25 protein-coding genes are annotated in these 24324 nt (G+C 66.0%); 14 read left to right on the forward strand and 11 right to left on the reverse strand.

Features of this window, described 5'->3' with window-relative positions; translation table 11 throughout:
- Positions 1 to 56: 56 nt before the first annotated feature.
- Positions 57 to 1379 (reverse strand): DUF2254 domain-containing protein, encoded by a 1323-nt coding sequence (locus J2S75_RS08935; protein WP_307019480.1) that lies wholly within the window; start codon positions 1377 to 1379, stop codon positions 57 to 59.
- Here J2S75_RS08935 and J2S75_RS08940 point away from each other — a divergent pair.
- Positions 1371 to 2606 carry a YheC/YheD family protein gene (locus J2S75_RS08940; RefSeq protein ID WP_307019482.1) on the forward strand — a complete coding sequence of 412 codons (1236 nt, stop codon included), beginning with the start codon at positions 1371 to 1373 and terminating at the stop codon, positions 2604 to 2606. The genes J2S75_RS08935 and J2S75_RS08940 overlap by 9 nt on opposite strands.
- On the opposite strand, the gene J2S75_RS08945 is transcribed toward J2S75_RS08940, so the two are convergent.
- A complete protein-coding gene (locus J2S75_RS08945) occupies positions 2579 to 3601 on the reverse strand; it encodes a hypothetical protein (RefSeq protein WP_307019483.1) in 1023 nt (340 codons plus the stop codon). The genes J2S75_RS08940 and J2S75_RS08945 overlap by 28 nt on opposite strands.
- A complete protein-coding gene (locus J2S75_RS08950; protein ID WP_307019484.1) occupies positions 3579 to 3833 on the reverse strand; it encodes an acyl carrier protein in 255 nt (84 codons plus the stop codon). The genes J2S75_RS08945 and J2S75_RS08950 overlap by 23 nt, the downstream gene beginning before the upstream one ends.
- A 262-nt stretch (positions 3834 to 4095) precedes the next feature.
- Here J2S75_RS08950 and J2S75_RS08955 point away from each other — a divergent pair, with 262 nt between their 5' ends.
- From J2S75_RS08955 to J2S75_RS08970, 4 genes are all read left to right on the forward strand, one after another.
- Positions 4096 to 4845 (forward strand): response regulator, encoded by a 750-nt coding sequence (locus J2S75_RS08955; RefSeq protein WP_307019641.1) that lies wholly within the window; start codon positions 4096 to 4098, stop codon positions 4843 to 4845.
- A 5-nt stretch (positions 4846 to 4850) separates the two neighbouring features.
- Positions 4851 to 6113: an ATP-binding protein gene (locus tag J2S75_RS08960; protein WP_307019485.1), complete on the forward strand. Its 1263-nt coding sequence runs from the start codon at positions 4851 to 4853 to the stop codon at positions 6111 to 6113.
- Positions 6114 to 6185: 72 nt separating this feature from the next.
- Positions 6186 to 7508: a PQQ-dependent sugar dehydrogenase gene (locus J2S75_RS08965; RefSeq protein ID WP_307019487.1), complete on the forward strand. Its 1323-nt coding sequence runs from the start codon at positions 6186 to 6188 to the stop codon at positions 7506 to 7508.
- 96 nt (positions 7509 to 7604) lie between these two features.
- Positions 7605 to 9227, forward strand: coding sequence for an ABC-F family ATP-binding cassette domain-containing protein (locus J2S75_RS08970; RefSeq protein WP_244378111.1), 1623 nt, complete (start codon positions 7605 to 7607; stop codon positions 9225 to 9227).
- A gap of 9 nt (positions 9228 to 9236) precedes the next feature.
- Here J2S75_RS08970 and J2S75_RS08975 read toward each other — a convergent pair whose 3' ends face one another.
- The 6 genes from J2S75_RS08975 to J2S75_RS09000 form a co-directional block, all read right to left on the reverse strand.
- On the reverse strand, positions 9237 to 9740 hold the full coding sequence (locus tag J2S75_RS08975) for a GNAT family N-acetyltransferase (RefSeq protein WP_307019488.1): 504 nt from the start codon (positions 9738 to 9740) through the stop codon (positions 9237 to 9239).
- On the reverse strand, positions 9737 to 10786 hold the full coding sequence (locus J2S75_RS08980) for a histone deacetylase family protein (RefSeq protein WP_307019489.1): 1050 nt from the start codon (positions 10784 to 10786) through the stop codon (positions 9737 to 9739). Before J2S75_RS08980 ends, J2S75_RS08975 begins: the two co-directional genes overlap by 4 nt.
- On the reverse strand, positions 10783 to 11724 hold the full coding sequence (gene kce / locus J2S75_RS08985; RefSeq protein ID WP_307019491.1) for a 3,5-dioxohexanoate:acetyl-CoA acetone transferase: 942 nt from the start codon (positions 11722 to 11724) through the stop codon (positions 10783 to 10785). Before kce ends, J2S75_RS08980 begins: the two co-directional genes overlap by 4 nt.
- Entirely contained in the window at positions 11724 to 13079 is a 1356-nt protein-coding gene (locus J2S75_RS08990) for an aminotransferase family protein (RefSeq protein WP_307019493.1), read from the reverse strand. The genes kce and J2S75_RS08990 overlap by 1 nt, the downstream gene beginning before the upstream one ends.
- A gap of 169 nt (positions 13080 to 13248) precedes the next feature.
- Positions 13249 to 13761 carry a c-type cytochrome, methanol metabolism-related gene (locus J2S75_RS08995; protein WP_307019494.1) on the reverse strand — a complete coding sequence of 171 codons (513 nt, stop codon included), beginning with the start codon at positions 13759 to 13761 and terminating at the stop codon, positions 13249 to 13251.
- A gap of 256 nt (positions 13762 to 14017) precedes the next feature.
- The gene (locus tag J2S75_RS09000; protein WP_307019495.1) at positions 14018 to 14446 is read right to left on the reverse strand and encodes a hypothetical protein; all 429 of its coding nucleotides are present in this window, start codon (positions 14444 to 14446) and stop codon (positions 14018 to 14020) included.
- A gap of 497 nt (positions 14447 to 14943) precedes the next feature.
- Here J2S75_RS09000 and J2S75_RS09005 point away from each other — a divergent pair, with 497 nt between their 5' ends.
- From J2S75_RS09005 to J2S75_RS09020, 4 genes are all read left to right on the forward strand, one after another.
- Positions 14944 to 15108 carry a hypothetical protein gene (locus tag J2S75_RS09005; RefSeq protein ID WP_307019496.1) on the forward strand — a complete coding sequence of 55 codons (165 nt, stop codon included), beginning with the start codon at positions 14944 to 14946 and terminating at the stop codon, positions 15106 to 15108.
- Positions 15109 to 15358: 250 nt separating this feature from the next.
- Positions 15359 to 16420, forward strand: coding sequence for an HlyD family secretion protein (locus tag J2S75_RS09010; RefSeq protein ID WP_307019497.1), 1062 nt, complete (start codon positions 15359 to 15361; stop codon positions 16418 to 16420).
- Positions 16417 to 17394, forward strand: coding sequence for an ABC transporter ATP-binding protein (locus tag J2S75_RS09015; protein ID WP_307019498.1), 978 nt, complete (start codon positions 16417 to 16419; stop codon positions 17392 to 17394). Before J2S75_RS09010 ends, J2S75_RS09015 begins: the two co-directional genes overlap by 4 nt.
- 26 nt (positions 17395 to 17420) lie before the next feature.
- Positions 17421 to 18545, forward strand: a complete 1125-nt coding sequence (locus J2S75_RS09020; RefSeq protein WP_307019642.1) for an ABC transporter permease — start codon at positions 17421 to 17423, stop codon at positions 18543 to 18545.
- A gap of 15 nt (positions 18546 to 18560) precedes the next feature.
- On the opposite strand, the gene J2S75_RS09025 is transcribed toward J2S75_RS09020, so the two are convergent.
- Positions 18561 to 19055 carry a lasso peptide biosynthesis B2 protein gene (locus J2S75_RS09025; protein WP_307019499.1) on the reverse strand — a complete coding sequence of 165 codons (495 nt, stop codon included), beginning with the start codon at positions 19053 to 19055 and terminating at the stop codon, positions 18561 to 18563.
- Between the two features lie 160 nt (positions 19056 to 19215).
- Positions 19216 to 19905 carry a FadR/GntR family transcriptional regulator gene (locus J2S75_RS09030; protein WP_307019500.1) on the reverse strand — a complete coding sequence of 230 codons (690 nt, stop codon included), beginning with the start codon at positions 19903 to 19905 and terminating at the stop codon, positions 19216 to 19218.
- A 182-nt stretch (positions 19906 to 20087) separates the two neighbouring features.
- Here J2S75_RS09030 and J2S75_RS09035 point away from each other — a divergent pair, with 182 nt between their 5' ends.
- From J2S75_RS09035 to J2S75_RS09055, 5 genes are read left to right on the forward strand one after another with little or no spacing between them, the layout of a single operon-like run.
- The gene (locus J2S75_RS09035; protein WP_307019501.1) at positions 20088 to 21092 is read left to right on the forward strand and encodes an ABC transporter substrate-binding protein; all 1005 of its coding nucleotides are present in this window, start codon (positions 20088 to 20090) and stop codon (positions 21090 to 21092) included.
- Between the two features lie 10 nt (positions 21093 to 21102).
- A complete protein-coding gene (locus tag J2S75_RS09040) occupies positions 21103 to 21933 on the forward strand; it encodes an ABC transporter permease (protein ID WP_307019502.1) in 831 nt (276 codons plus the stop codon).
- A gap of 2 nt (positions 21934 to 21935) precedes the next feature.
- Positions 21936 to 22742: an ABC transporter ATP-binding protein gene (locus J2S75_RS09045; protein ID WP_307019643.1), complete on the forward strand. Its 807-nt coding sequence runs from the start codon at positions 21936 to 21938 to the stop codon at positions 22740 to 22742.
- An 11-nt stretch (positions 22743 to 22753) separates the two neighbouring features.
- Positions 22754 to 23506 carry an ABC transporter permease gene (locus J2S75_RS09050; protein WP_307019503.1) on the forward strand — a complete coding sequence of 251 codons (753 nt, stop codon included), beginning with the start codon at positions 22754 to 22756 and terminating at the stop codon, positions 23504 to 23506.
- The gene (locus J2S75_RS09055) at positions 23506 to 24210 is read left to right on the forward strand and encodes a fumarylacetoacetate hydrolase family protein (RefSeq protein WP_307019504.1); all 705 of its coding nucleotides are present in this window, start codon (positions 23506 to 23508) and stop codon (positions 24208 to 24210) included. Before J2S75_RS09050 ends, J2S75_RS09055 begins: the two co-directional genes overlap by 1 nt.
- The last annotated feature ends 114 nt before the right edge of the window (positions 24211 to 24324 follow it).

Consider the following 24324-nt stretch of genomic DNA (forward strand, 5'->3'; position numbering starts at 1 on the left):
GTCCCGATGTTAGCACCCGCCATGACCTTGGCGAGCATCCCGATCGGGGCGAGACATCATCCATAGGGATAGGTAGGCCCGTGAGGTGAAACGCCGATGTCGAACGATCTGAGCGAGGCCCCGCTTTCGGATTCGATGGCGGCGGCAAGACGCCGCAAGGTGTCGCGCGCCTCGGGTGCCGCCCGGGCTTCCAGCACGCTCGTGCTGGCGAGAAGCTGGCGCACCACATCGGCATCGTTCATCCCATAGCGTGCGATGGCCGCAAGCGCCGGGCAGGCGAATTCCTCGAACGTGTTGACCGGGACGAACACCCTCGGCCGCCCCCCTTCGTCCGCCCGCACCGGAGACGGCATGTCGCGCCCGGCCAGCAGCCATAAGGCCTGGGCCAGTCTGTCGATGCAGTACAGAGCCGTGGTCGGATCATTGATGCCGGGGGAGAGGGCGCGCTGGGCGATCTCGACAAATCGGTGAAGAGAGAACTGCAGGTCCTGCATGGGCGTGCGATCCGCGCCGAGGACGAAAGCCTGGCGCAGGCGATCCTTCACCTCCTCCGACACACGAGCCCGGGGCGCGGCGCGGAGCAGGGGAACCCGCTCGGTGACGAACCGGCCCGGAGGCGAGTCCACGCCGATGACCAGATCATGTTCGGTGGCGATTCGCATCAAGGCGGCCTCGTCGAGGCGCTGCACATAGCCGCTGCCTTCGACGAAGACCGCGCGTGAATCCCCCTCCAGCGTGTGGAGCAGGCCGGCAGAGATGCGGCCGTCGCGCCCCTTTGGCTCCTGGCCCATCTGGGCCGGAAAGAGACGCTCGATGGTGCTTCGTGTCTCCTGAGAGAGATCGGCAAGCACCGTTTCGATCCGGATCGAGTTGGCGACGTGATGAATGAAGTAGATCAGTATGGCGAGGCTCAGCGCGGCCAGCACGACGCCGAAGGTGACGGACAGATGCGGAACGAAGCTTGCGTCCTCGGTGCCGCGCACGGTGCGCAGCACCAGCAGGCAATAGAGGAATGTGCTCGTGAAGGTTCCCAGTACCAGCTGGTTGCCGCGATCGCTCATGAAGCTGCGCAGCAGTCGCGGGCCGAATTGCTGCGAGGCCAGCTGAAGCGTCAGCATGGTCATTGAAAAGGTGAGGCCGGCCACGGTGATCATCGAGCCCGCGACGGCGGACAACACCGCGCGTGCACCCTCCGGCCCGAAGCCGTAGAGCCAGCCCAGTCGCTCGATCGACTCCTGGCCCAGCCACGTGTCGAGCCAGACGAGGGCAAAGGAAAGTGCGGTGGCACCGGCGGCCATCGCCGAGGGCAGGAACCAGAAACTTGACCGCAGGCGGTCCCAAACGCCAAGCAGCCATGTCGGCAATGACAAGTGCTCCATCCCCACCTCCGGCGATTAAGCGGCGGAGCGGCCGCTTGGTTCCATCGGCTGGCGTCGGCGGGGCCTCGCGTCGCCTGTGGCGGAGAAACGCCCGAAAAAATGTGGGGCCCCAGCCCCGGACGGGAGTTTTCGCCGGTCTCGACGCCCGCTAGAACGGCGTTGCTGCGAATGGAACATGCGATGCCCGATACGCCGACGATCCTCCTTCTCGGACATGAGACCACCCTTCACCAATCCTATTCGCCGATCCGCCTTCGCGCCGTCGTTGGCGAGGCGGCCTATCGCGGCGTCCGTGTGCTGCTTGCCCGCAGCGCCGACTGCGACATGCAAGCGGAGCGGATAAGGGCGCATGAGTATGTCGACGGGGCTTGGAGGCCTGTCGAAATCGACGTGCCGCGGCTCGTGGTGGCGGCCGCACCGCCGACCCGACCCGCGCATCGCGTCGTTGATGCCTGGCTGCGGGCGCGCACCAAGGTTCTCGCCTTCGATGGCTATGACAAGCACCAGATGGCCGCGATGCTGGCCGCCTATCCGCATCTGAAGCCGCATATCATTCCTGAAGAGGTGCTCGTCGCCGAACGGGTCGAGGCGCAGCTCGCCGAATGGCTGGCCGGCGGCCCCATCGTGGTCAAGCGCGCCGATGGCGCTCTGGGGACCGGCATCTTCTTTCTCATTCCGCAGGACGACGAGGTTGCCGTTCACAAGGACGAGCACTCCTGGCGCGGCACGCGCGCGGAGGCGATTGCGCGCGTCATTGGCGCGATACGCGTGCGCATGGGCTACCGCACCTATCTGGTGCAGCGCTTCATCGACACCCACGACCTGGCCGGCCAGCCGGCGACGGTGCGCGCCGACATGGTCCGTCGGCCGGACGATGGCTGGGACTTCTTCCGCCTGACGGGCCGCGTCTCGCTTGGTTCCAAGCTGATTTCGAACCGGGCCAAGGGCAGCGCGCTGATCGACGCGGAATCCTATTTCATCGCGCGCGGGGCGGCCGATCCCGAGGGCAAGGTCCGCGAAGCCCAGGCACTGTCACGGGAGATCGCCAGCACGCTGTGCCAGCAGCCGGGCCTTGGCGCCTGTTATGAGTTCGGCATCGACCTTGCCGTCGACCAGGATCTGCATTTCTGGTTCCTCGAAGCCAACAAGCGCCCCCTCGCCAATGGCGCCGAGATCGAACGCATGATGCCCGCGATGACCTATTGGCTGTCGCAGCTCAACGACTGATCGCCGCCCCTCCAGCCGCCGGGGCCGGAGGCGCGGACGAAGCTGTCCAGCAGCGGTCCGAACGTATTATTGGCGACGGTGACCTGGATCGTCCCATGGTCGCTGACGCCCGGCAGGGGATGCTCGACGACCATGGGCAGATCCGCGAGATAGCGCGCGGAGGCCACGTCCGCCTTATTCTCGGTGCCGTAGACAATCTCGATATGCGGCGCCCTCGGGGCGGCGGCAATCTGCTCGCGCAGCTGCGTGTCGGCATCGGTGAGGGATCGCCCGATCCGGTTGCCGATGCGCTCGCGCACCTTGCCCCGTGTCACCGGCAGGAGGATGGGGCTGAAGGTCATGACGCCATCGGCGCCGAGCTTCACGCCGTAATGGAGCGCGCCAAAGCCGCCGGCGGACTGGCCGAGGCAGAGCACACGGCGCGACTTCAGTTCCGCGCAGAGGCCGCGCAGGCGCTCGACCGTCGCGTCGACGCTGCCGCCCAGCCCCGACACGCCGCCGAAATAGAAGTTGTTCGACCAGTCGAAGAGATAGATCAGGTTGGCATTCAGCCGACCGAGCAGGCTGTGCATGAAATAGATGGACAGGCCCAGCAACTGCGCCTTCCCGGCAAAGGCGATCAGCGTCGTGTCCGAATCGGCCGGAACCACCCAATAGCCGCGGTCTTTCGCCCCCGCATCGGCGATTCCCGCCGCAGGAAGAAACAGGTGATCCTCGCTGCGCGCCCGGCGCAGCGCGCGCAGCTCCCCCATGATCTCCGTCACGCTGCCCCGCAGATCGCGCACATCCATAAGGGTGGCGAGCATGGCGACCGTCTCGCCGATCATGCCGCAGCGGACGAACTGCCGGCACACCTCAAGGCGCAGCTTCGGGTCGGAGTTCCCGTGCGCAATGGACTTGGCATAGGCGAGATAGGACGCGTCGAGGCGCGAGGCCGCGTGAATCCGCGCCGACGGCCGCAGCGCCTCGGGATCAATCGGCGTGCGCGGCGGCATTGGCGATGATCAGCTCGGCAAGCCCCCGCACCGTCGCGTTCGCGGCGAGGAAGAATTCCGCTCCGATCTGGCGATCGAACGTCTTCTCGAACTGGAGCGCCATTTCGACGGCGTCCACGGAATCGAGGTCGAAATGCGAAAGCGGCATGCCCGGGTCGATCGTATCGCTGTCCTCACCGGAAATGACAGCGAGATAAACGACGATCCAGCGGAGAACGCGCTCGCTGTCCAATGATGCCTGCATGGGTAACGCCAACTTGATGACCTTTGGTTTCAAGGCGATACCATGTGGGCTGAACCGAATCCAGAGTCACCCGGGAGCTGGAAAACGGCGGCGTGTCGACGTGCCTTTAGTGTTTCAGGCATGTTTCCCGCTACCGGTGAAATGCGCCACAATTGTTGCCCAACGTTGCGCATGGCGGCCCGGCAACGCTGGTTCGCAAAATTTTCCGGCGGAGGCCGCATGGGGCGCGTATAGCGGCGGCATGAACGACATGCGCGGTTCGGAAGCGGGCAGCGGCCCGCACATACTTGTGGTCGACGACGACCAGCAGATACGCAAGCTGCTCGGGCGCTACCTCGCCGAGCAGAGTTTCCGCGTGTCGCTGGCGGCTGATGGCAAGGAGGCCGAGCGCCGCCTCACCGAGGGGCGGATCGATCTCATCGTGCTCGATCTCATGCTGCCTGATGTGTCCGGGCTCGACCTGTGCCGGACGATCCGGACGCGTTCCTCTGTTCCCATCATCCTCCTCACCGCACTGAAGGAGGATGTGGATCGCATCATCGGATTGGAGATCGGCGCCGACGATTATCTCGGCAAGCCGTTCAATCCGCGGGAACTGGTGGCGCGCATCCGCGCCGTTCTCCGCCGCCTTTCTCCGCGCGACACCACGCCTGCGCCGGCCCTGCGCCTGCGTTTCGGCGGCTTCCTCGCCGATTCCACCAGCCGCCAGCTGTGGGATTCGCAAGGGCGGGAAATCGTGCTCACCGGCGCCGAGTTCGACCTGCTCCTCGCCTTTCTCGAACGCCCGGGACGCATGCTGTCGCGCGAGCAGCTGCTGGACCTCACCCATGGGCGGGTCCCTTCCGGCTTCGACCGCTCCATTGATGTCCTCATCAGCCGGCTGCGTCGGAAGATGGGCGATGCCGGCAATTTCCAGATCATCAAGACATTGCGCAATGGGGGGTATCAGCTCGCCGCGCGCGTGGAGCCTGCGCCTGACGAGGGCGAGGTTTCGCGATGAAGTCCATGCGGGCCAAGCTCACGGCGCTTCTGGTCGGGTCCGTTCTTGGCGTGCTTCTGATAGCGACGGGCCTCTCGATGCTCTTCCTGAAGCAGCCCAATTTCGCGAGAGTTGACGAGGCGGCGGCGACCCAGATCAGCATGCTTGTCGATCTGGCCACACGCACCCAAGGCTCGCTGGAAGAGGGGCTCTATGGCCGCATCGCGGACGCGCCCGCTGGCGGGCCACAGGTCCGGCCGATGACCGACGCCATCAATGGTGTCCTGACGCGCCGCGGACATAAGCTGCATGTGGTTGTTTCCAACCCGGCTGATTTCGACTGGCCCGTTATCTCAGCCCCGCTGGCTGACGGGCGCTGGGTGATCATGCCCTTGGGGATTCCGATGCCGGGTCCCCAAAGAAGCTGGGCCCTGGTGGGCTGGATCCTGCTGGTGGCCGTGGGCGTGACGCTGGTCATGGTGTTCGCGGTCCGCCGGTTCACCGAACCGCTGGCGCTGCTGCAACGGACGGCGGATGCCATCACGCCCTGCAGCGGCCTTCATCCTGTCGCGGAGAAAGGCCCCGCCGAAGTGAGGGCGGCGGCGCGCGCCATCAACCAGCTTGCGGCGCGGCTGCATCAGGTGATGGAAAGCCGCATGCGGCTGGTCGCCGCCGCCGGTCACGATCTGCGCACCCCGATGACGCGCATGCGCCTGCGGGCCGAGTTCCTGGGGGAGGAGGAGCGCGCGGCCTTCATCGACGACCTCGACGAACTCGACGGGATCGCCGACAGCGCCATTCGGCTGGTGCGCGAGGAGGTGGAAGATGGTCGCGGCGAGGCGCTTTCGCTCGACGCCATGGTGGCCGACACGGTCGCGGAATTGCGGGCGATCGGATATGCGGTGTCTCTGGAGCGCGCTTCTCCAGTGGTCATCCAGGCCCGGCCGGAGGCGCTGCGGCGCGCGCTCCGCAACCTGTTCATAAATGCCGCCACCCACGGACGGCAGGCACGTGTGCGGGTGGAGGCGGTCGAAGGCCTCGGCCGTGTGGTGATCGAGGATGTCGGCCCGGGGATTCCGGAAGAACTGCTTCCCCAGGTCTTCGAGCCCTTCTTCCGCGTCGATCCGGCGCGCGGTGCGCCGGGGGCGGGGCTGGGCCTTGCCATCGCCGAGCAGATTGTCACCCGCAGCGGGGGCAGCCTGATCCTCGAAAACATGGCCGTGGGGTTGCGCCAGCGCGTCGACTTTCCCGCGATCGGCAGCGGCGCCGACCTATCCGAGGCAGGATAAGCCGAAGAAGCTATTGCGCTGGCGCGACTTTCCGGGCTGAGATGGCGCATCCCCCCTCTGCCGGAGCCAGTCATGGCCAACTACGTGAAGATCAGCGGCTTTCTGGGCGCCTGCATCACCGGCGTCGTCCATTTCCTCACGGATCTGCGCAAGGCGCCCGCCCTTGCCGAGGAAGCCGGCTATGGCGACCTGCCCAAGCTGCCCAAGCCCAAGCCGACCCTCATCCCCATCATGAAGATCGCCCCGGCCGTCGGCTGGGGGCCTGGCCAGAAGCCCAAGCCCGCCCCGGGTTTCAAGGTGAGCTTCTTCGCCGAGGGCCTGGACCATCCGCGCTGGGTCTATGAGCTGCCCAATGGCGACATTCTCGTCGCCGAGACCGCCGGCCCGCCCTGGCCGGCCGGCATCTTCAGCCTGCGCTGGTGGGCGATGGGCTTCGTGATGGTGCGCGCCGGCGCCGGCGTGAAGAGCGCCAACCGCATCACCCTGCTGCGCGACGCCGATGGCGACGGGGTGGCCGAGATCAAGCTGCCCTTCATCGAGAACCTCTATTCGCCCTTCGGCATGGCCCTGGTGGGTGACCAGCTCTATGTGGCGAACGCGGATTCGCTGGTGCGCTTCCCCTATGTGCCCGGCGCCACCCGCATCGACGCGCCCCCGGTGAAGATCTGCGACCTGCCTTCCGGCCGCAACCACCACTGGACCAAGAGCCTTGTCGCCAACAAGGAGGGGACGAAGCTCTATGTCGGCGTCGGCTCCAACTCCAACGTCGCCGAGTTCGGCATGGAGGAGGAAGTGGACCGCGCCGCCATTCTGGAAGTGGACATCGCCACGGGAACGTACCGCGTGTTCGCCGGCGGCCTGCGCAATCCGGTGGGCATGGACTGGAACCCGGTGACCGGCGAATTGTGGACCAGCGTGAACGAGCGCGACGAGATCGGCGACGATCTGGTGCCGGACTACATGACCTCGGTGAAGGACGGCGCCTTCTATGGCTGGCCCTATTGCTACTACGACAAGATCGTCGACGAGCGGGTGAAGCCGCAGCGGCCGGATCTGGTCGCGGCCTCGCTCAAGCCGGACTATGCGCTCGGGTCCCACACCGCCTCGCTCGGCCTTACCTTCGTCGATGACGACCGTTTCGGCGCACGCTTCCGCAACGGCGTCTTCATCGGCCAGCACGGCTCCTGGAACCGCAACCCGCCTTCCGGCTACCGGGTGATCTTCGTGCCCTTCGCGGATGGCAAGCCGGCCGGCCCGCCGGAGGAGATCCTCGGCGGCTTCCGCGTCGACGGCAAGGCGCTGGGGCGCCCGGTGGGGGTGATCGTCGACAGGCGCGGCGGGCTTCTGTGCGTCGACGATGTCGGCGACTGCATCTGGCGCGTCTCGCCGGTCTGATCGCTGCAACGCAACAGGCCGCAGGCGCCGGCCCTTCCTCCGGGGCCGGGAATGGCTTAAACGCGCGGGAGCTTCTCTCTAGGACCTCCCGCGCGCATGATCCGGCTCGATTCCATCGGCAAGCAGAACGGCAAGCAACTCGTCTTCATCGAGGCGTCGGCGACGCTGCTGAAGGGCGAGAAGGTGGGGCTCGTCGGCCCCAACGGCGCCGGCAAGACCACGCTGTTCCGCCTCATCACCGGCGAAGAGGCCCCGGATGAGGGGCAGGTCTCGGTCGATCGCGGCATCACCATCGGCTATTTCAGCCAGGATGTCGGCGATATGGCCGGCAAGTCGGTGCTGGCGGAGGTGATGGACGGCGCCGGTCCGGTCAGCAGCATTGCCGCCGAACTGCGCGAACTCGAAGCGGCCATGGTCGACCCCGACCGTGCCGACGAGATGGACGCCGTCATCGAGCGCTATGGCGAGGTGCAGGCGCGCTTCGAGGAACTGGACGGCTACTCGCTGGAGGGCCGGGCGAGCGAGGTGCTGGCCGGCCTCGGCTTTTCGCAGGAGATGATGGAGGGCGATGTCGGCCGTCTCTCCGGCGGCTGGAAGATGCGCGTGGCGCTCGGCCGCATCCTGCTCATGCGTCCCGACGTGATGCTGCTCGACGAGCCTTCCAACCATCTCGACATTGAGAGCCTGATCTGGCTGGAGGCGTTCCTGAAGAATTTCGACGGCGCGCTGATGATGACCTCGCACGACCGCGCCTTCATGAACCGCATCGTCAACAAGATCGTCGAGATCGACGCCGGCGCGCTCACCTCCTATTCCGGCGATTACGAATTCTACGCCCAGCAGCGGGCGCTCGCCGAAAAGCAGCAGCAGGCGCAGTTCGAGCGCCAGCAGGCGATGCTGGCCAAGGAAATCGCCTTCATCGAGCGTTTCAAGGCCCGTGCGTCCCACGCCGCGCAGGTGCAGAGCCGGGTCAAGAAGCTCGACAAGATCGAGCGTGTCGAGCCGCCGCGCCGGCGCCAGACGGTGGCGTTCGAGTTCCAGCCGCCGCCGCGCTCCGGCGAGGATGTGGTCAGCCTGAAGAATGTCCATAAAAGCTACGGCGCCCGGCGCATCTATGAGGGGCTGGATTTCCATGTGCGCCGGCGCGAGCGCTGGTGCGTGATGGGCGTCAACGGTGCCGGAAAGTCGACATTGCTCAAGCTGGTGACGGGAGAGACCGCGCCGGATGATGGCAGCGTCGCGGTGGGCGGCAGCGTGAAGATGGCCTATTTCGCCCAGCACGCCATGGAGGTGCTGGAAGGCGAGCGCACCGTGTTCGAGACGCTGGAAGACGCCTTTCCGCAGGCGGGGCAGGGTTCGCTGCGCTCCCTGCTCGGCTGCTTCGGCTTCTCCGGCGACGACGTTGAGAAGAAGTGCCGGGTGCTGTCGGGCGGCGAGAAGGCGCGCCTCGCCATGGCCCGCATGCTCTACGATCCGCCGAACTTCCTCGTGCTCGACGAGCCGACCAACCATCTCGACATCGCCACCAAGGAAATGCTGATCGCCGCGCTGGCCGACTATGAGGGCACGATGCTGTTCGTCAGCCATGACCGGCACTTCCTCGCCGCGCTGTCGAACCGCGTGCTGGAACTGACGCCGGACGGCATCCACCAATATGGCGGCGGCTATGTCGAATATGTCGCGCGCACCGGGCAGGAAGCGCCGGGGCTGCGGAACTGACGGGCGCCTTCAGAACGGCGAAGTGATCGCGCGCAAGCCCTCTTCTTCGAGGGTGAGCGTGTGGTCATGTTCCTCGATCGCGAAGCCGAGCCGGGCATAGAAGGCCTGTGCGCCGGCATTGGCCTTGTCGACCTGCAGCTTGATGAAGCTGCAGCCCTTCGGCGCCTCGCGGGCGATGACGGCGGCCAGCAAAGCGCGGCCGAGGCCGTTGCCGCGCTCCGTCTCCGCGACATAGAGGTCCTCGACGAAGACGCCGGGCCGGCCGCGCCAGCCGGAAAAGGCGTAGGTGTAGAGGCAGAGCCCCACCGCTGCGCTGTCCCGCCGGGCGATGACCGCCTCGAACAGGCCCAGCCCGGTCGGGCCGTAACGTTCCAGGCTCGCCGCATCGGCGCCCGGTTGGAAGCCGGGCCGGACGTGATGCGCCAGCCGTGCGATCATGTCGGCGGCGGGGGCGAGGTCGGCCCGCTCCATCGGTCGGATCGTCGTCGCCGGCCGTGCGTCTGCCGCCGTCACCGGCTGACCTCCGTCACCACGCGATGGCTGGCACGGAAACCATCGAGGAAGGCGACCAGATTGTCGCCCAGCGCGTCGCAGACATAGCCGCCTTCCTGCACCACCACGGTGGGCAGGCCGAGCTCGCCGATCTTCGCCCCGATGCGGCCGAAGCCGGGGGTGGAGACGCTGAGCCCCGCGAAGGGATCGCCCTCATAGGCGTCGAGCCCGAGCGCGACGACGAGCGCCCCCGGACAGAAGGCGGCGATGCGCGACAAGGCGTGATCCAGCGCGGTGAGGAAGCCCTCGTCGCCGGTCTTGCGCGGCAGCGGAAGGTTGAGATTGTAGCCGAGGCCCGCGCCGTCGCCGCGCTCCGCCGCATGGCCCCAGAAGAAGGGGTAGAAGCGCGCCGGGTCGGCGTGGAGGGAGACGGTGAGCACATCCGCCCGGTCGTAGAACACGCCCTGCGTGCCATTGCCGTGGTGCACGTCGATGTCGAGAATGGCGACGCGGGCGGTGCTTGCGCGCAGCCTCTGCGCGGCGATGGCGGAATTGTTGAGGTAGCAGAAGCCGCCGGCCATGTCCGTGAAGGCGTGATGGCCGGGCGGGCGGCAGAGCGCATAGGCCGCTGCCGCACCCTCCGCGACCTGCTGCGCCGCATGGGCGGCGGCGTGCGCGCTGCGCAGCGCGGCTTCATAGGTCTCCGCCCCGATCGGGCAGGAGGTGTCGGCCATGTGGTAGCCGGCCTGACCGACGGCGGAGAGCGGGTAGGAGCCTCCGCGCCCATTGGGATGGATGTTCGGGATCACCTCCTCCGACGCCCCTTCGATGCGCTGCCAGCGCGCAAAGATGCCTTTGAGGAAGGCGAGATATTCCGGCGTGTGGATGGCGGCGGCCGGCGCAAGGCCGAGATCGGGCGGCTCCTCCGGCGTGAGGCCAGCGGCGCGGGCGGCGGCGAACAGAATATCGGCGCGGGCGGGCACTTCCGGGTTCGGGGCGCGCGCCCCGCTGGTCAGAAAGAAGCCCGGATAGTGCTTCTTCTGCGCGGCATCGAAGATCACCTTCATGGAGATGCGCTCCCGGTTTCGATGGAGGGGGTGCCCTTGAGCCCGAGCCGGGCGCGCACCTCGTCCGGGGTGGCGAGGCGATGGCCGAGTTCCTCGATGATCCGCCGCATCTTGCGCACCTGCGCTTCATTGGAGGTGGCGAGTTCGCCGCGGGCGATGGCGAGGTTGTCCTCCAGCCCGACCCGCACATTGCCGCCGAGAATGACGCCCATGGTGCCGAGCGGCATTTGCTGGCGGCCGGCGGCGAGCACCGAGAAACGATAGTCGCTGCCGAGCAGCCGGTCGGCGCTGGCCTTCATGTGCATCAGCTGTTCGGGCGCCGCGTCGATGCCGCCCAGCACGCCCAGCACGAATTGCAGGAACACCGGCGGCTTCAGCAGGCCCTGCTTGAGGTAGAAGGCGACGGTCTGGAGATGGCTGACATCGTAGCATTCCAGCTCGAACCGTGCGCCGCGCCTCGCGCCGAGATCGGTGAGAATGGTCTCGATATCCTCGAAACTGTTGCGGAAGATGACCGAGCGGGTGGCTTCCAGAAAGCCGCGCTCCCACTCGTGCTGCCAGTCATAGCGATCGGCGAGAGGGAACAGGCCGAAATTCATCGAACCCATGTTGAGCGAGCACATTTCCGGTTCGATCAGGCGTGCCGCTGCCAGCCGGTCGTCCAGCGTCATGCGCGAGGAGCCGCCGGTGGAGAGATTCAGCACGGCATCGCAGCGGGCGCGGATGCGCGCGACGATCTCCTGGAACAGCGCCGGGTCGGCCGAGGGCGCGCCGGTTGCGGGATCGCGGGCGTGCAGATGCAGGATCGCCGCCCCCGCTTCCGCCGCCTCGATCGCCTGCTCGGCGATCTGTTCGGGCGTGATGGGGAGATAGGGGCTCATCGACGGCGTGTGGATGGAGCCGGTGACGGCGCAGGTGAGAATGACGGGTGAGCTCATCACGCGCCACCCACCGGCAGCCCGGCCTCGGTCGCGAAGGCTTCCAGCGCGCCGCCGAGCTTCTCCATGATCTCGTCGATCTGTTCATCCGTGACGATCAGCGGCGGACACACCATGAAATGGTCGCCGATGCGCCCGCCGCGGGTGCGGCGGGAATAGATGATGAGCCCGGCCTCGTAAGCGATATCGACGAGGCGCAGATGCGCGTTCAGCTCCACCGGCAGTGGTGCCATGGTCGCCCGGTCCGCCACCAGTTCGAAGGCCAGCAGCAGCCCCTTGCCGCGCACGTCGCCAATGAAGGGGAAGCGCGTCATCAGCCCTTCCAGCCGCCCCTTCAGCAACGCGCCCTGTCGCGCCGCGGCGGCGATCAGGTCGAGCCGGTCGATTTCGTCGACCACGGCGAGGCCGGCGGCGCAGGCGAGCGGATTGCCGGCATAGGTGTGGCCGTGGACGAAGCCGCCATGGTCGATCACCGTCTCGGCGATGATGTTGTCCGCCACCATGGCCCCGAGCGGGGCGTAGCCGGCGCCGAAGCCTTTCGAGAGCGCCACGATGTCCGGCCGCAGGCCCCAATGCTCGCTGGCGAGATAGCGCCCGGTGCGTCCCGCCCCGCTCATCACCTCGTCGCAGATCAGCAGCAGGCCGAACTCGTCGCAAATGGCGCGAATGGTGGCGTAGTAGCCATCGGGCGCCACCAGCGCGCCGGTCGAGGCGCCCCCGACCGGCTCCATGATGAAGGCGAGGCAGGTCTCCGGCCCCTGCCGCAGGATTTCGTCCCGCAGCATGTGGGCGTAACGCAGGCCGCGCTCTTCCAATGTCCGTCCGTCGCGGTCGAGATAGCAGGTGGGGGCGGGGATTTTCGGCATTTCCCGCAGCATCGGCGCAAAGGGCGCACTCATGAGCGACATGCCGGTGACCGCCAGCGCCCCCAGCGTCGAGCCGTGATAGGAGGGAAAACGCGATATCACCTTCCAGCGCTCGGCCTGCCCGCGCGCCACCGCATATTGCCGGGCGAGCTTCAGCGCGCTCTCCACCGCTTCCGAACCGCCGGAGACGAAGAACACCCGGTCCAGCCCTTCCGGCATGCGTTCCGCAATGCGGGTGGCGAGCCGCTCGGCGGGTTCGTTTTCGAAATGCAGCCGATAGCCGAAGGTTGAAAGCTCCATCTGCCGGCGCATGGAATCGAGCACGGCGGGGTTGGAATGACCGATATTGGAAACCATCGCGCCGCTTGAGCCGTCGAGATAGCGCTTACCCGCGCTGTCCCAGAGATAGACGCCCTCGCCATGGGCCAGCATCGGCCGGCGCAGGCGGCTTTGGTAGAAAAGGTGGGAAGCGGGGCGATCGGCGGTCATCAGGGGCTCTCAGGCGACGGAGGACAGAATGCCCTCCCATGACCCGCCGGCGGAGGCGACGTGGTAAAGGCAGCCTCGCCTCACAGGTCCGTTCGAATCGGACGCTCACGGTGAATGCGGCGCAGACTATCATCGCGCTGGCCTGGGCATCACGCTACCTCGGGAACGCCTAGCCGAGGCATGCATCCTCGCGGGCGGTGTAGCCGGCCGGCCGCGGCGCACTGTTCGCCGGCTGCCCCCGCCCGAGGGCGCCGTCCGACCGGGCGCGAAGATAGACGAAAATGGCGTCGATGAAGCACATTACATTCGGATTGGTGCCGAAGGCCGGCATCACCAGATCCTGGCTCGCGCTCACATTCTGCTTGCCGTTGGTGACGGTGTCGATGAACTGGCTGTAGTTCAGGGACTGCAGCGCGTCGGTCAGCGAGGGGGCGAAGCTGGAGCCAAGGCCGTCCGGGCCATGGCACTGCAGGCAGTTGGCGGTGTAACGGAGGTAGCCGATCGACGTGTACCAGTCGACCGTTCCGTCCTTGCTGATCCGATAGGTGGGATTGCCCCGGGCGTCGCTGTACAGGCCATCCGTGGAACTGGCAGCGGACGGATCGCCCGAGGGGTCGGCCAAGGCCGTGCTGATGAGAATAACAAGGCCGGCGGCGATAGCCGCGCCCGTGCGAGCAGGCATGCGATCCTCCCGCTCCGCCGTCTTGTTGTGTCGTGGCGCGGTCGGAGCAGGCCATGCTCCTTCGGGCGAGGCGGCCGGTCAAGCCGAGCCGGCTGCAAACAGACAAGGCGATGGGGTATAGGCCGGGCCGAGGTGTCTTTTACCTCAAGGCCAGATGCGGCCCTCCCGCCAAAGAGAGCGCCGCGACTCATGCGTGCGGGGGGATAGCCGGGTGCACCGAGATGCACCCCAAGCTGACGAGGTCAGCGTCTCGGGCTCAGGGGCTGACGGGGATGATGATGACGCTGCTGCCGCTGCTATCCAAAGTGGACAGCGCCGCAGCAAGGCCGCCGCCGGCCGCCAGCATGCCCCCGACCGCGAGGCCCGGGTTCCCGCCCGAATTGGTCACGCCGAAGCCGCAGCCCGGAGCACGCAGCGTTTCGGTGGTGGAGCTGGGAATGGTGATCGTCCGGTTGTCGCCGAAATCGACAACGGCATTGCCCTGGCCGCGCACGGAGACCTTGTCGCCCGTCTTAAGCGACGTACCGATCACGCCCGGCGTGAAGCCGTTGCCCTTGTCGATCATGACCGAGCCGGCAGCGGACGCCAGCCGACCGGCGGTCTGACACGCGTCCTGGGCGGCAGCGGTACCGGCCGCGCCGAACGAAAGAGCAGCCACAGCCGCCATCGACAACACAATTCGCATCAGAGCCCCTTGAGTTTCGAGGACACAGAGTGCCACCGTCAAACCCTAGCACCTCATAACACAGATCGCTCTGTAGGAAACTACCGTTGGGAAAAGGGCGCGGAATGAAGAGAAGGCATTTCCTCTTTTGTAGGTTGCAGATCGCGTTTTTTCGCGTGAAACGATCTAAAAAGCCGTTACTTACAATGCCTTACGCGTCACCACGGGCGCTGTGGCCATAAGGCAACAGCGCTTCTGTTTTGACGCGCGCGGGCTTGGCGTTCGCCTGTCGCGACGAATCGCGTCGCTCCCTTCCGGCGTCCTGCCGCGCGCAGGGATCGGGAAACGGTCCCGGATCGTCCCTGGCCGGGAAAGAAAACGGGTCGTGAACCCGCTCAGAATGAAGGGCTGGATTTTGCCCGGCGCCCCAGCCTATAGCCAAGGCCATGAGGCTTGGAGGGGCGCGCGAGATGGCTGGAGAGGAGTTGCGGACGATTCTGTGTCGGTTGGAGACGGGAATGGTCCTCACCGTGCCGGACAGTTGGATCGACAAGACGATCCCCGGCTCGCATGTCACCCGCGCGCGCCTCGTCGCCGAAATCGCCCGGCAGTATTTTTGCACGCACTATCAGGATTTCGGCTCGCAGCGCTTCGAGAAGCAGGAAGTCGCGTTCACAGGGTGAGACACGGCGCGGTATCTGCGCGACGCACGCGATCATGGCTGCGGAGCCTGTCTTCGCTTTGATATCGGCCTAGGCTGGAGTTCGACGCCTCTCTTCCGCGTGCCCGATGAGCCGCGTGCCTCCGACTATTTTTGATTGCAACGGGGTTGGGTCGGCCTTCGCCCGTGGGGAGCGCTGGAAGTACGCCGCGAAGTCTGGTCGTATGGGCAGGCTTCGGCCTGGCCACATCCGTGCAAGACGTGGCCGGCGCGTGGTCATCCGGGAAACGCGTGGGTCTCTGGATGCTTGCCGGAGGGCAAGAGGGCATCGAAACGGCCCTAAGGCCGAGGACATGATGACATTGCCTTTCCGCCTGCCCACCAATGTCGTCGTCCTCATTCTCACCCTCATCCTGTTTTCACTCGCTGCCCTCTTCGTCGTCTCCCGTCCCGGCGGGTATCAGGGCTATGCGGAGGCCGATTTCATCTTTGTCGGGCCGGACGAGGCGGGCCGCATCATCGAGCTGAACGTGGATGAAGGCGACGTGGTGACCACGGGAATGCCGCTTTTCACCGTTGATGCGGACATTCAACAGGCGAACGTAAAGGCGGCGGAAGCGAGCCTGGGGCAGGCGCTTTCCCAGCTTGCCAATATCAAGGCGTCGACCCAGCGGCCCGAAGAAGTGGCCGTGCTGGAGGCCGGCGAGAGGCGGGCCGCCGCCGCGCTCGAACTTTCTCGCCTTGAACTGGAGCGCCAGAAGGATCTGCAGTCCAAGCAGGTTTCCTCCAAGGCGGCGCTGGACACGGCGCAGCAGACCTTCAACCAGAACGAAGCGTCGCTGGACGAAGTGCGCCGCAAGATCGAGGCGGCGAAGCTCGCCGGCCGCGACGAGGAAATCGCTGCCGCCGAAAAGGCTGTGGATGCGGCCCGCGCCTCCCTGGCGGTGGCGCAGGTGCGGCTGGACCGGCGACGCATGTCCGCACCCGTGAGCGGCACGTTGGAGACGGTGTATTTTCGCGTGGGCGAGCTGGTGCCGGCGGGCCGGCCCGTCGTGTCGATCCTGCCGCCCGATCTGATCAAGGTTCGGTTCTTCGTGCCGGAACCGTCCCTTCCGCACTTCCGCATGGGCCAGGCGGTGGCGGTGAGTTGCGATGGTTGTGCGGAGTCGATCGACGCCACGGTCAGCTACATCGCCAGCAGCGCCGAATACACGCCGCCGGTGATTTACAGTCTCGATGAGCGCTCCAAGCTGGTGTTCATGCTGGAAGCCAAGCCGCGGGACCCTTCCAAGCTGCGCCCCGGGCAGCCGGTCACGGTCGAGATCGCGCCATGAGCGCGCGGGCGGAGGGGGAGCAGGCGGAAGTGCCCCTGGCCGCGGAGGGCGACAACAACTACGCCATCGACGTGCAGGGCCTCAGCAAGAGTTTTGGCGGCCACCGCGTCGTGCACGATCTTTCGATGCGCGTCAGGCGCGGCCAGATCTATGGCTTTCTCGGGCCCAACGGTTCCGGCAAGACCACGACGATCCGCATGCTCTGCGGGCTGCTGACGCCGGATGAGGGGCAGGGCACCTGCCTCGGCATGGACATCCTCACCGAAGGCCGCCGGATCCGCCGCCATGTCGGCTATATGACGCAGAGATTCAGTCTCTATGCGGATCTCTCCGTGCGGGAGAACCTTGAATTCGTTGCCCGAATCTATGGCGTGCCCGATGCCGCGACGGCGGCGGAAGAGGCCATCGCCTCGCTCGGGCTGAAGGGGCGCGAGCGGCAACTGGCCGGGAGCCTGTCCGGCGGCTGGAAGCAGCGTCTCGCCCTTGGGGCGTGCATCCTGCCCCGGCCCCAATTGCTCTTGCTGGATGAGCCGACCGCCGGCGTCGATCCCAAGGCCCGGCGCGAGTTCTGGGCTCAGATTCACGATTTGGCAGCGGAAGGTGTCACGGTGCTCGTCTCCACCCATTACATGGATGAGGCCGAGCGCTGCCACGAGATCGCCTATATCGCCTATGGCGAATTGCTGGCGCAGGGCAGCGTGGAGCAGGTGGTCGCCGACTCCGCCCTCCACATGTGGCGTGTCACCGGTCCTGATCCTGCGGCGCTGGCCCGCGAACTGATGGCAGTGCCGGGTTTCGAGCTGGTCGCTCCGTTCGGCACGAGCGTGCATGTGGGCGGGCGCGACCGGGAGGCGCTGGAGCGCGCCATCGACGGTCTCAGTGGGCGGGACGATCTCGTCTGGCGCGCCGACAGTCCAAGCCTTGAGGATGTGTTCATCGACCTGATCAACCGCTCGAAGGACAAGGTCCGGTGAGAGGCGCGGCCGGTTCCCTGCGCCGCATGGGCGCGATGATGCGCAAGGAATTCATCCAGTTGCTGCGCGATCGCGTCTCCTTCGCCGCGATGGTGTCGATCCCTCTCCTGCAGCTGATCTTGTTCGGCTATGCCATCAATACCACTCCGCGCCATTTGCCGACCGCCGTGCTCGCCTATGAGCAGTCGGCGCTGACCCGCGCCATCCTCGCCGCGATCGAGAACACCCAGTATTTCGCCATCACCCACCATCCCTTGAACGAGGCGGAGGCCGAGCATTTGCTGCGCTCGGGGCAGGTGCTGTTCGTGGTGGAGATTCCCGCCGGCTTCGAGCGCGCGGTGCGGCGCGGAGAGAGCCCGGCGCTGCTCGTGTCGGCCGACGCGACCGATCCTGTCGCCTCGACAAGCGCACTCGCGGCCCTGGGGCGTCTCGTGGAAACCTCGGTCCGCCGCGAACGTTTCAACCTTGACGACGCGCCCGAGGGCAGCGGGCTGGAGGCCGCCCCGCCACCCTTCGAGTTCCGTACCCATCCCCGCTACAACCCTGCCGCCGTCACCCAGCTGAACATCGTTCCGGGCCTGCTCGGAACGATCCTCACCATGACCATGCTCATTTTCACCGCGCTCTCCGTGACGCGGGAGGTGGAGCGCGGCACGATGGAGACGCTGCTCGCGATGCCCATCCGGCCGGTGGAGATCATGGTGGGCAAGATCGCGCCCTATGTCATGGTCGGGGCGCTGCAGGCGGCGATGATCCTTGGCGCGGCGGTGGTGCTGTTCCAGGTGCCGGTCGTGGGCAATCTCGTCCTCCTCATCGTCCTGACCGGCCTGTTCATCCTCACCAACCTGGCGATTGGTTACACCTTCTCCACCCTGGCGCAGAACCAGCTGCAAGCGGTGCAGATGACCTTCATGTATTTCCTGCCCAACATCCTGCTGTCCGGCTTCATGTTTCCCTTCGCCGGCATGCCGACATGGGCGCAGTGGATCGCCGAGGCGCTGCCGCTGACCCATTATCTGCGCGTCGTGCGGGGCATTCTGCTGAAGGGGGCGACCTCCGCCGACCTGGCGCAGAGCATTCTGGGGCTGAGCGTGATCATGATCGTGGCGATGGTCATTGCCGTCACGCGCTTCCGGCAGACGCTGGACTGAGCGGTTGCGTGGCGGTCAGTGCGCGTGACCGTCGCCGAACGTGTCGCCCGCCCGCTCACGTGGAGGAAAGGTGGCGACAAGCGTGAACTGGTCGGCATTCTCGGTGCCGATCACGTCAAGGGGGCCCGAGCTCACCCATAAATGCGCCGCCAGCCGGCCTTCCCTGTCTTTCGCGACGCCATAATGAAGTGTCGTCGCCACGCCGCGCCGACGCAGCAGCACCCGCGCCGCGAGGCCCTGCTCCAGGCATAGAGCCCGGAACGGCACACGGCGCGCCACGGCGCGGACGGCCCAGCGGGTGCGGCCGATGATGTGCGCGCGTGTATCGTCGGCACGCGGTTTCGCCGGTTGTGCGGCCGCAAGACGAACCGCATGGCGGAAGGGCAGGGTGACAAGCGCCAGCCGGGCGAGGCTGATCACCAGCAGCGCTTCCGCCAGCAGCGCCCGGTCACGCCAACGCAGTCGCCGCCAGCGGGCAGCAAGCGTCGCTGGCTGGCGTGCGCTGCTCACGGGGCGATCTTCCGCCGTGAGACGGATGCGGCAGACCTTCTCGCAGTTGCGCCGCTCCGCACGGTCGGATGCCTCGATGCCCTTGGCTGCCGGCCCGGCGCCGACAGTATATCCAATGTCGACGCCGTCCTTTTATCAAGCCCGCGGCGACGGTTCGGCCTCACTGCCGGTCGAGAAGCTTGCGCTCGACGGTCTGCAGATGCGCGCGCATGCAGGCGGCTGCGGCGGCGATGTCACGCTGCTCGATGGCGTCGACGATCGCCTCATGCTCGGCGAAGCTGTGATGGTTGGGCAGGGGTTTCACCGGTTCGGTCCGCAGCCGACCCCACGTCACTGCGCGGCGTACCGCGTTCAGCGTGTCGAAAAGGCCGAGAAGCAGCGTGTTCTGCGACGCTTCGGCGATGGTGCGGTGCAGGCGCGTGTCCCAGGCCTCATACTGGCGCCAGGTTTCCGCCTGACGCGAGCGGGTCAGGCACATGCGCATTTCCGCGATGTCTTCCGGGGTCGCGGTGAAGGCGGCGGCGCGGCAGATCTCCGGTTCCATCACGATGCGCGCCCGCATCACCTCCGCCGGATTGCTGCGTCGCGCCAGGGCCGCGATGTCGGCGAAGGTGTCCAGCGGCCGGCTGCCCATGAAGGTGCCCTTGCCGACATGGCGCCAGAGCTGGCCTTCCGCCTCCAGCACGTCGAGCGCCTTGCGCAGTTCGGTCCGCGAGACTCCCAGCGCCGTCGACAATTCACGCTCGGGCGGCAGGCGGCCATCGTCCGGCAGCTCGATCTGGGCGAGATAGGCGCGTAGTTGCGTGACGATACCTTTTTCGAGGTGGGTGTCAGCGGCAGGATTAAGCATGGGAGTCGGATCAACCAAATTGCGAATTGGTTCATTCTATGGCGCCAACAAGTGGTGTGGTCAAGCCGATCCGGCCTTGACCGGTCATATCAGCCAATATAAACCAAAATGAAATTGGTATCCGACCTCGCGGGTCGGGTGAGTGGCGGATTGAACCGCTCGGCTCTCATGGGAGACTGGAAATGCTCAAGGAAATCACGAGAAAACTGCGCGATCTTTCCGGCGTGGCGGTCGCGGTCGGTATCGGCCTTGCCCTGTCCGCGCCCTCGCAGGCGGAGGCGAAGGTCCGCGTCGCCTATGGCGACATTGCCTCGGTCGAGAACCTGCACCTGCTCGCCGCCTTCGAGCTCGCCAAGGAGCGCGGCGTCGACATCGAGATGACCTATCTGAAGTCCGAGGACATCGCCGCCCAGGCGGTGGTGAGCGGGCAGGCGGATATCGGCGTCGGCGGTCCCTATGCGCTGATGCAGAAGGTGAAGGTGCCGGTGCGCATCTTCCTGCAGCTCTCCACCCTGCGCTTCTATCCCGCTGTGAACGCCGAGTTCTACAAGACGTGGAAGGACCTCAACGGCCAGGAAGTCGCGGTCCATTCGCGTGGCTCCGGCACCGAGGCCATCATGAAGCTGATGGAGGAGAAGCAGGGCATCAAGTTCTCCAAGATCAGCTATATCCCCGGGTCGGAAGTGCGCACCGGCGCGCTGCTGCAGGGCAATGTCAAGGCGACGATCGTGGATTCGGCCGGCCGCCGGCTGCTGCAGGAAAAGGCGCCGGGCAAGTTCATCATCCTGCCGCTCGACGGCATCAACGCCACGGATGAGGCGCTGTTCGCCCGCCAGGATTTCCTCGACAAGAATCCCAAGGACGTGGACGTTATCGTCGAGTCGGTGCTGACCACCTGGCGCGAAGTGACCAAGAACCCGGCGGTCGTCGCCGAGTGGCGCGCCAAGTACAAGCTGCTGCCGGATCTCCCGGCCGATCAGGTGGCGGAAATCACCCCCTACTTCACCGAGCTCGCCGAGGGTAAGGCGTTCCCGCTCAATGGCGGCGGCGAGGCGGCGGCCAAGGACGATTTTGCCTTCTACACGCTCTCGGGCCAGCTTCAGGGCGACCCCAAGACCCTGAAGGTCGAGGATTTCTGGGCGCTCGAGCCGCTGAACCGCGCGCTCGCCAAGGTCGGCACGAACTGAGGCCGGCGGGATGACCTATCCGGTCCAGGCGAACGGCTCCTCGCGAGCCGTTCCCCCCTCCGAAGCTTCCTTCTTCTGGAGGAAGCTCTCGGAGCACCGCACCGCTCTCTGGCGCCTGGCGTCGGTCGGGCTTTTCTTCCTCATCTGGGAAATCGCCGGGCGTATCCCGATCAGCTTCGCCTTCCCGACCTTTCTGGAGACGCTGAACGCCTTCGTGACGATGACGCTCGACGGCTCCTTCGTGGCGGCCTATGCCGAGACGTTGCAGCCGCTGGTGATCGGCATTGCCGTTTCCGCCGTCATCGGCATCGCTCTCGGCATCGTCATGGGCCTATCGCGCTTCGCGGAATGGCTGGTGGCGCCGGTGTTCATCGTGCTTCAGGCCGCGCCGATGGCGGCGCTGATCCCGCTGATCACCTTCGTCTACGGCATCGGCCTGGTGTCGAAGACGCTGGCGGTGATCATGCTGGCTTTGCCGGTGATCGTGCTCAATGGCTACAAGGCGGTGCGCAACGCCAACCCCTCGCTGGTCGCCATGTGCTACTCATTCCAGGGCAATCTGTGGCAGCGCATCACCAAGATCATCATCCCCGATGCCAGCCCGGTGATCTTCGCCGGTCTGCGCCTCGGCCTCGCCGCCGGCTTTATCGGCGTGATCCTGGCCGAGCTTCTCATCACCCCGACGGGGATCGGCGACCTCATCACCTATCACCGCTCGGTGGCCAACTATGCCGAGATGTATGCGGCCGTGGTCTCCATCATCCTTGTGTCCACCCTGACGCTCGCCGCGCTTGAGGCTTTCGAGCTTCGCGTGCTGCGTCCCGAGAAGAAGAGGTCTTGACCATGCGCAACATCACCGCCCAGGCGGCGAGCGCTGCCTCCCGTCCCGCCGGTTCGGATGTCGCGGTCGAGGTGCGCGGCGTCTGCAAGATGTACAATGAGGTGGAGGCCCTGCGCGGCATCGATCTCGACTTTCCCTCGGGCAAGCTGACCACGCTGCTCGGGCCGTCGGGCTGCGGAAAAACCACGCTGCTCAAGATCATCGCCGGCCTGATCCCCGCCACGTCGGGCGAAATCCGCGTGAACGGCAAGACCGTCACCGGCCCGGGCCCGGAACGTGCCTTCGTGTTCCAGGACTTCGCGCTGATGCCGTGGGCCACGGTGATGCGCAACGTCGCCTTCGGCCTTGAACTCAAGGGCATGGGCAAGGATGAGCGCCAGGCGATTGCCGCCAAGTACATCGCCGAAGTGGGGCTTGCAGGATTTGAGAACAAATACCCGCACGAACTGTCCGGCGGCATGCGCCAGCGCGTCGGCCTTGCCCGCGCCTTCGCGGTGAACGCCGATGTACTGCTGCTCGACGAACCGTTCTCGGCGGTGGACGAACAGAACCGGCGCAAGTTCCAGGAAGATTTGCTGGAACTCGTCGAGAAGGAGAAGAAGACCTTCATCTTCGTCACGCACTCGATCGAAGAGGCGGTCTATTGCTCGGACCGCATCGTCATTCTCTCGCGGCGCCCCGGCCGGATCGCGCAGATCATCGAGCCGGAGATCGACCGTTCCGCAACGCCGGACGCCATCCGCCGTGACCAGGGCTACCTCGATACGGTCGAGGAAATCTGGCAGGGCCTGAAGCGCTACGTCGATTAGGGGAGGGCGCGATGACCTTGTTTGGATTTCGCGTGCCCATGATGGCGTCGCTGCTGGTGTGGTGCGTCATCTGGGAGATCGTCGGGCGTTCCGGGGCGATGTTCCTCATTCCCCCGCTTTCCGACGTGCTGGTGGCCGCCGTGGCGCTGGTGCAGACGGGAACCTGGCAGGCGGCGGCGCTCACCACGCTGAACAGCTTCTTGCTCGGCATGTTCTTCGCCATCGTCGTCGGCATTGCCATCGGCGTGCTGATGGGGCGTTCGGCCACGGCCGACAACCTTCTGGGGATCTGGGTCAATATCTTCGTCTCCGCCCCGCTCTCGGCGCTCGTGCCGGTGCTGATGATCCTGTTCGGCATGGGCGAGACCACGGTCGTGGTGACGGTGTTCCTCTTCGCGGTGTGGATCATCGTGCTCGACACGCGCGCCGGCATTCAGAGCGTGCCCAATTCGCTGCTGGAAATGGGCCGCAGCTACGGCGCCTCCCGCTTCGCGCTCTACAGCAAGATCATCCTGCTGGCGGCGCTGCCGGAAATCCTTGCCGGCATCCGCCTCGGCGTGGTGCGCGGCGTCAAGGGTGTGGTGATCGGCCAGCTGCTGGTGGCGATCATCGGCTATGGCGAATTGTTCGAGCTCTATTCGCGCAATTTCGACATGGAGAATTTCTGGGCCCTCACCATCATCCTCTTCGCGGCGGCGATGGGATTGTCGGCCCTGATCGAGAACATTGAAAAACGCGTCGACTATTACGCAGGAGTACGCTGATGAACGCGCCTATCGACACTTCCACCTATGTGATTACGCCTCCTGGCATTCCGACGCTGCCCGTCGAAGGCTCGGACAAGCTGTTCCCGATCCACCGCATCTACTGTGTCGGCCGCAACTACGCCGAGCACGCGATCGAGATGGGGCATGATCCCAACAAGGAGCCGCCCTTCTTCTTCCAGAAGAATCCCGACAACGTCATCACCGACGGCACCTTCCCCTATCCCGACAAGTCCAGCGATGTGCATTACGAGCTGGAAATGCTGGTCGCCATCGGCAAGGGCGGGGTGAACATCCCGGTCGAGTCCGCCCTCGATCACGTCTGGGGCTATGGCGTCGGCCTCGACATGACCCGCCGCGACCTTCAGGGCGAGGCCAAGAAGCTCGGCCGTCCGTGGGAAGTGGGCAAGGCCTTCGAGGCCTCCGCCCCGTGCTCGGCGCTGGTGCCGGCCTCCGCCATCGGCCATCCCGCCGCCGGCAAGGTGTGGCTCAACGTCAACGGTACCCAGCGCCAGGTCGGCGACCTCAACCAGATGATCTGGAAGGTGCCGGAGATGATCTCCTACCTCTCCGGCCTGTTCGAACTGCGGCCCGGCGACGTCATCATGTCCGGTACCCCGGCGGGTGTCGGCGCCATTGTGCGCGGCGATGTGATGGAAGGCGGCGTCGACGGCGTCGGCACGCTCACCGTCAAGGTCGTCTGAACCGCTTCAGGCCGGCACCCGATCCCGAACATCGGGTGCTGCCGACGCGTGGATGAACGGGACGCAGCGCGATCGCTGCGTCCCGTTTTCGTTTGCCTTTTCAGGTGGTGGGCC

It is taken from the genome of Ancylobacter polymorphus, from assembly GCF_030813495.1.
Lineage (GTDB): Bacteria > Pseudomonadota > Alphaproteobacteria > Rhizobiales > Xanthobacteraceae > Ancylobacter > Ancylobacter polymorphus.

Bases quoted from the DNA above. Each gene is read 5' to 3' on its own strand.
- J2S75_RS08935 (WP_307019480.1), bottom strand. From the start codon at position 1,379: ATGGAGCACTTGTCATTGCCGACATGGCTGCTTGGCGTTTGGGACCGC.
- J2S75_RS08945 (WP_307019483.1), bottom strand. From the start codon at position 3,601: ATGCCGCCGCGCACGCCGATTGATCCCGAGGCGCTGCGGCCGTCGGCG.
- J2S75_RS08955 (WP_307019641.1), top strand. From the start codon at position 4,096: ATGCGCGGTTCGGAAGCGGGCAGCGGCCCGCACATACTTGTGGTCGAC.
- J2S75_RS08960 (WP_307019485.1), top strand. From the start codon at position 4,851: ATGCGGGCCAAGCTCACGGCGCTTCTGGTCGGGTCCGTTCTTGGCGTG.
- J2S75_RS08965 (WP_307019487.1), top strand. From the start codon at position 6,186: ATGGCCAACTACGTGAAGATCAGCGGCTTTCTGGGCGCCTGCATCACC.
- J2S75_RS08970 (WP_244378111.1), top strand. From the start codon at position 7,605: ATGATCCGGCTCGATTCCATCGGCAAGCAGAACGGCAAGCAACTCGTC.
- J2S75_RS08980 (WP_307019489.1), bottom strand. From the start codon at position 10,786: ATGAAGGTGATCTTCGATGCCGCGCAGAAGAAGCACTATCCGGGCTTC.
- kce (WP_307019491.1), bottom strand. From the start codon at position 11,724: ATGAGCTCACCCGTCATTCTCACCTGCGCCGTCACCGGCTCCATCCAC.
- J2S75_RS08990 (WP_307019493.1), bottom strand. From the start codon at position 13,079: ATGACCGCCGATCGCCCCGCTTCCCACCTTTTCTACCAAAGCCGCCTG.
- J2S75_RS08995 (WP_307019494.1), bottom strand. From the start codon at position 13,761: ATGCCTGCTCGCACGGGCGCGGCTATCGCCGCCGGCCTTGTTATTCTC.
- J2S75_RS09000 (WP_307019495.1), bottom strand. From the start codon at position 14,446: ATGCGAATTGTGTTGTCGATGGCGGCTGTGGCTGCTCTTTCGTTCGGC.
- J2S75_RS09005 (WP_307019496.1), top strand. From the start codon at position 14,944: ATGGTCCTCACCGTGCCGGACAGTTGGATCGACAAGACGATCCCCGGC.
- J2S75_RS09015 (WP_307019498.1), top strand. From the start codon at position 16,417: ATGAGCGCGCGGGCGGAGGGGGAGCAGGCGGAAGTGCCCCTGGCCGCG.
- J2S75_RS09020 (WP_307019642.1), top strand. From the start codon at position 17,421: ATGGGCGCGATGATGCGCAAGGAATTCATCCAGTTGCTGCGCGATCGC.
- J2S75_RS09030 (WP_307019500.1), bottom strand. From the start codon at position 19,905: ATGCTTAATCCTGCCGCTGACACCCACCTCGAAAAAGGTATCGTCACG.
- J2S75_RS09035 (WP_307019501.1), top strand. From the start codon at position 20,088: ATGCTCAAGGAAATCACGAGAAAACTGCGCGATCTTTCCGGCGTGGCG.
- J2S75_RS09040 (WP_307019502.1), top strand. From the start codon at position 21,103: ATGACCTATCCGGTCCAGGCGAACGGCTCCTCGCGAGCCGTTCCCCCC.
- J2S75_RS09045 (WP_307019643.1), top strand. From the start codon at position 21,936: ATGCGCAACATCACCGCCCAGGCGGCGAGCGCTGCCTCCCGTCCCGCC.
- J2S75_RS09050 (WP_307019503.1), top strand. From the start codon at position 22,754: ATGACCTTGTTTGGATTTCGCGTGCCCATGATGGCGTCGCTGCTGGTG.
- J2S75_RS09055 (WP_307019504.1), top strand. From the start codon at position 23,506: ATGAACGCGCCTATCGACACTTCCACCTATGTGATTACGCCTCCTGGC.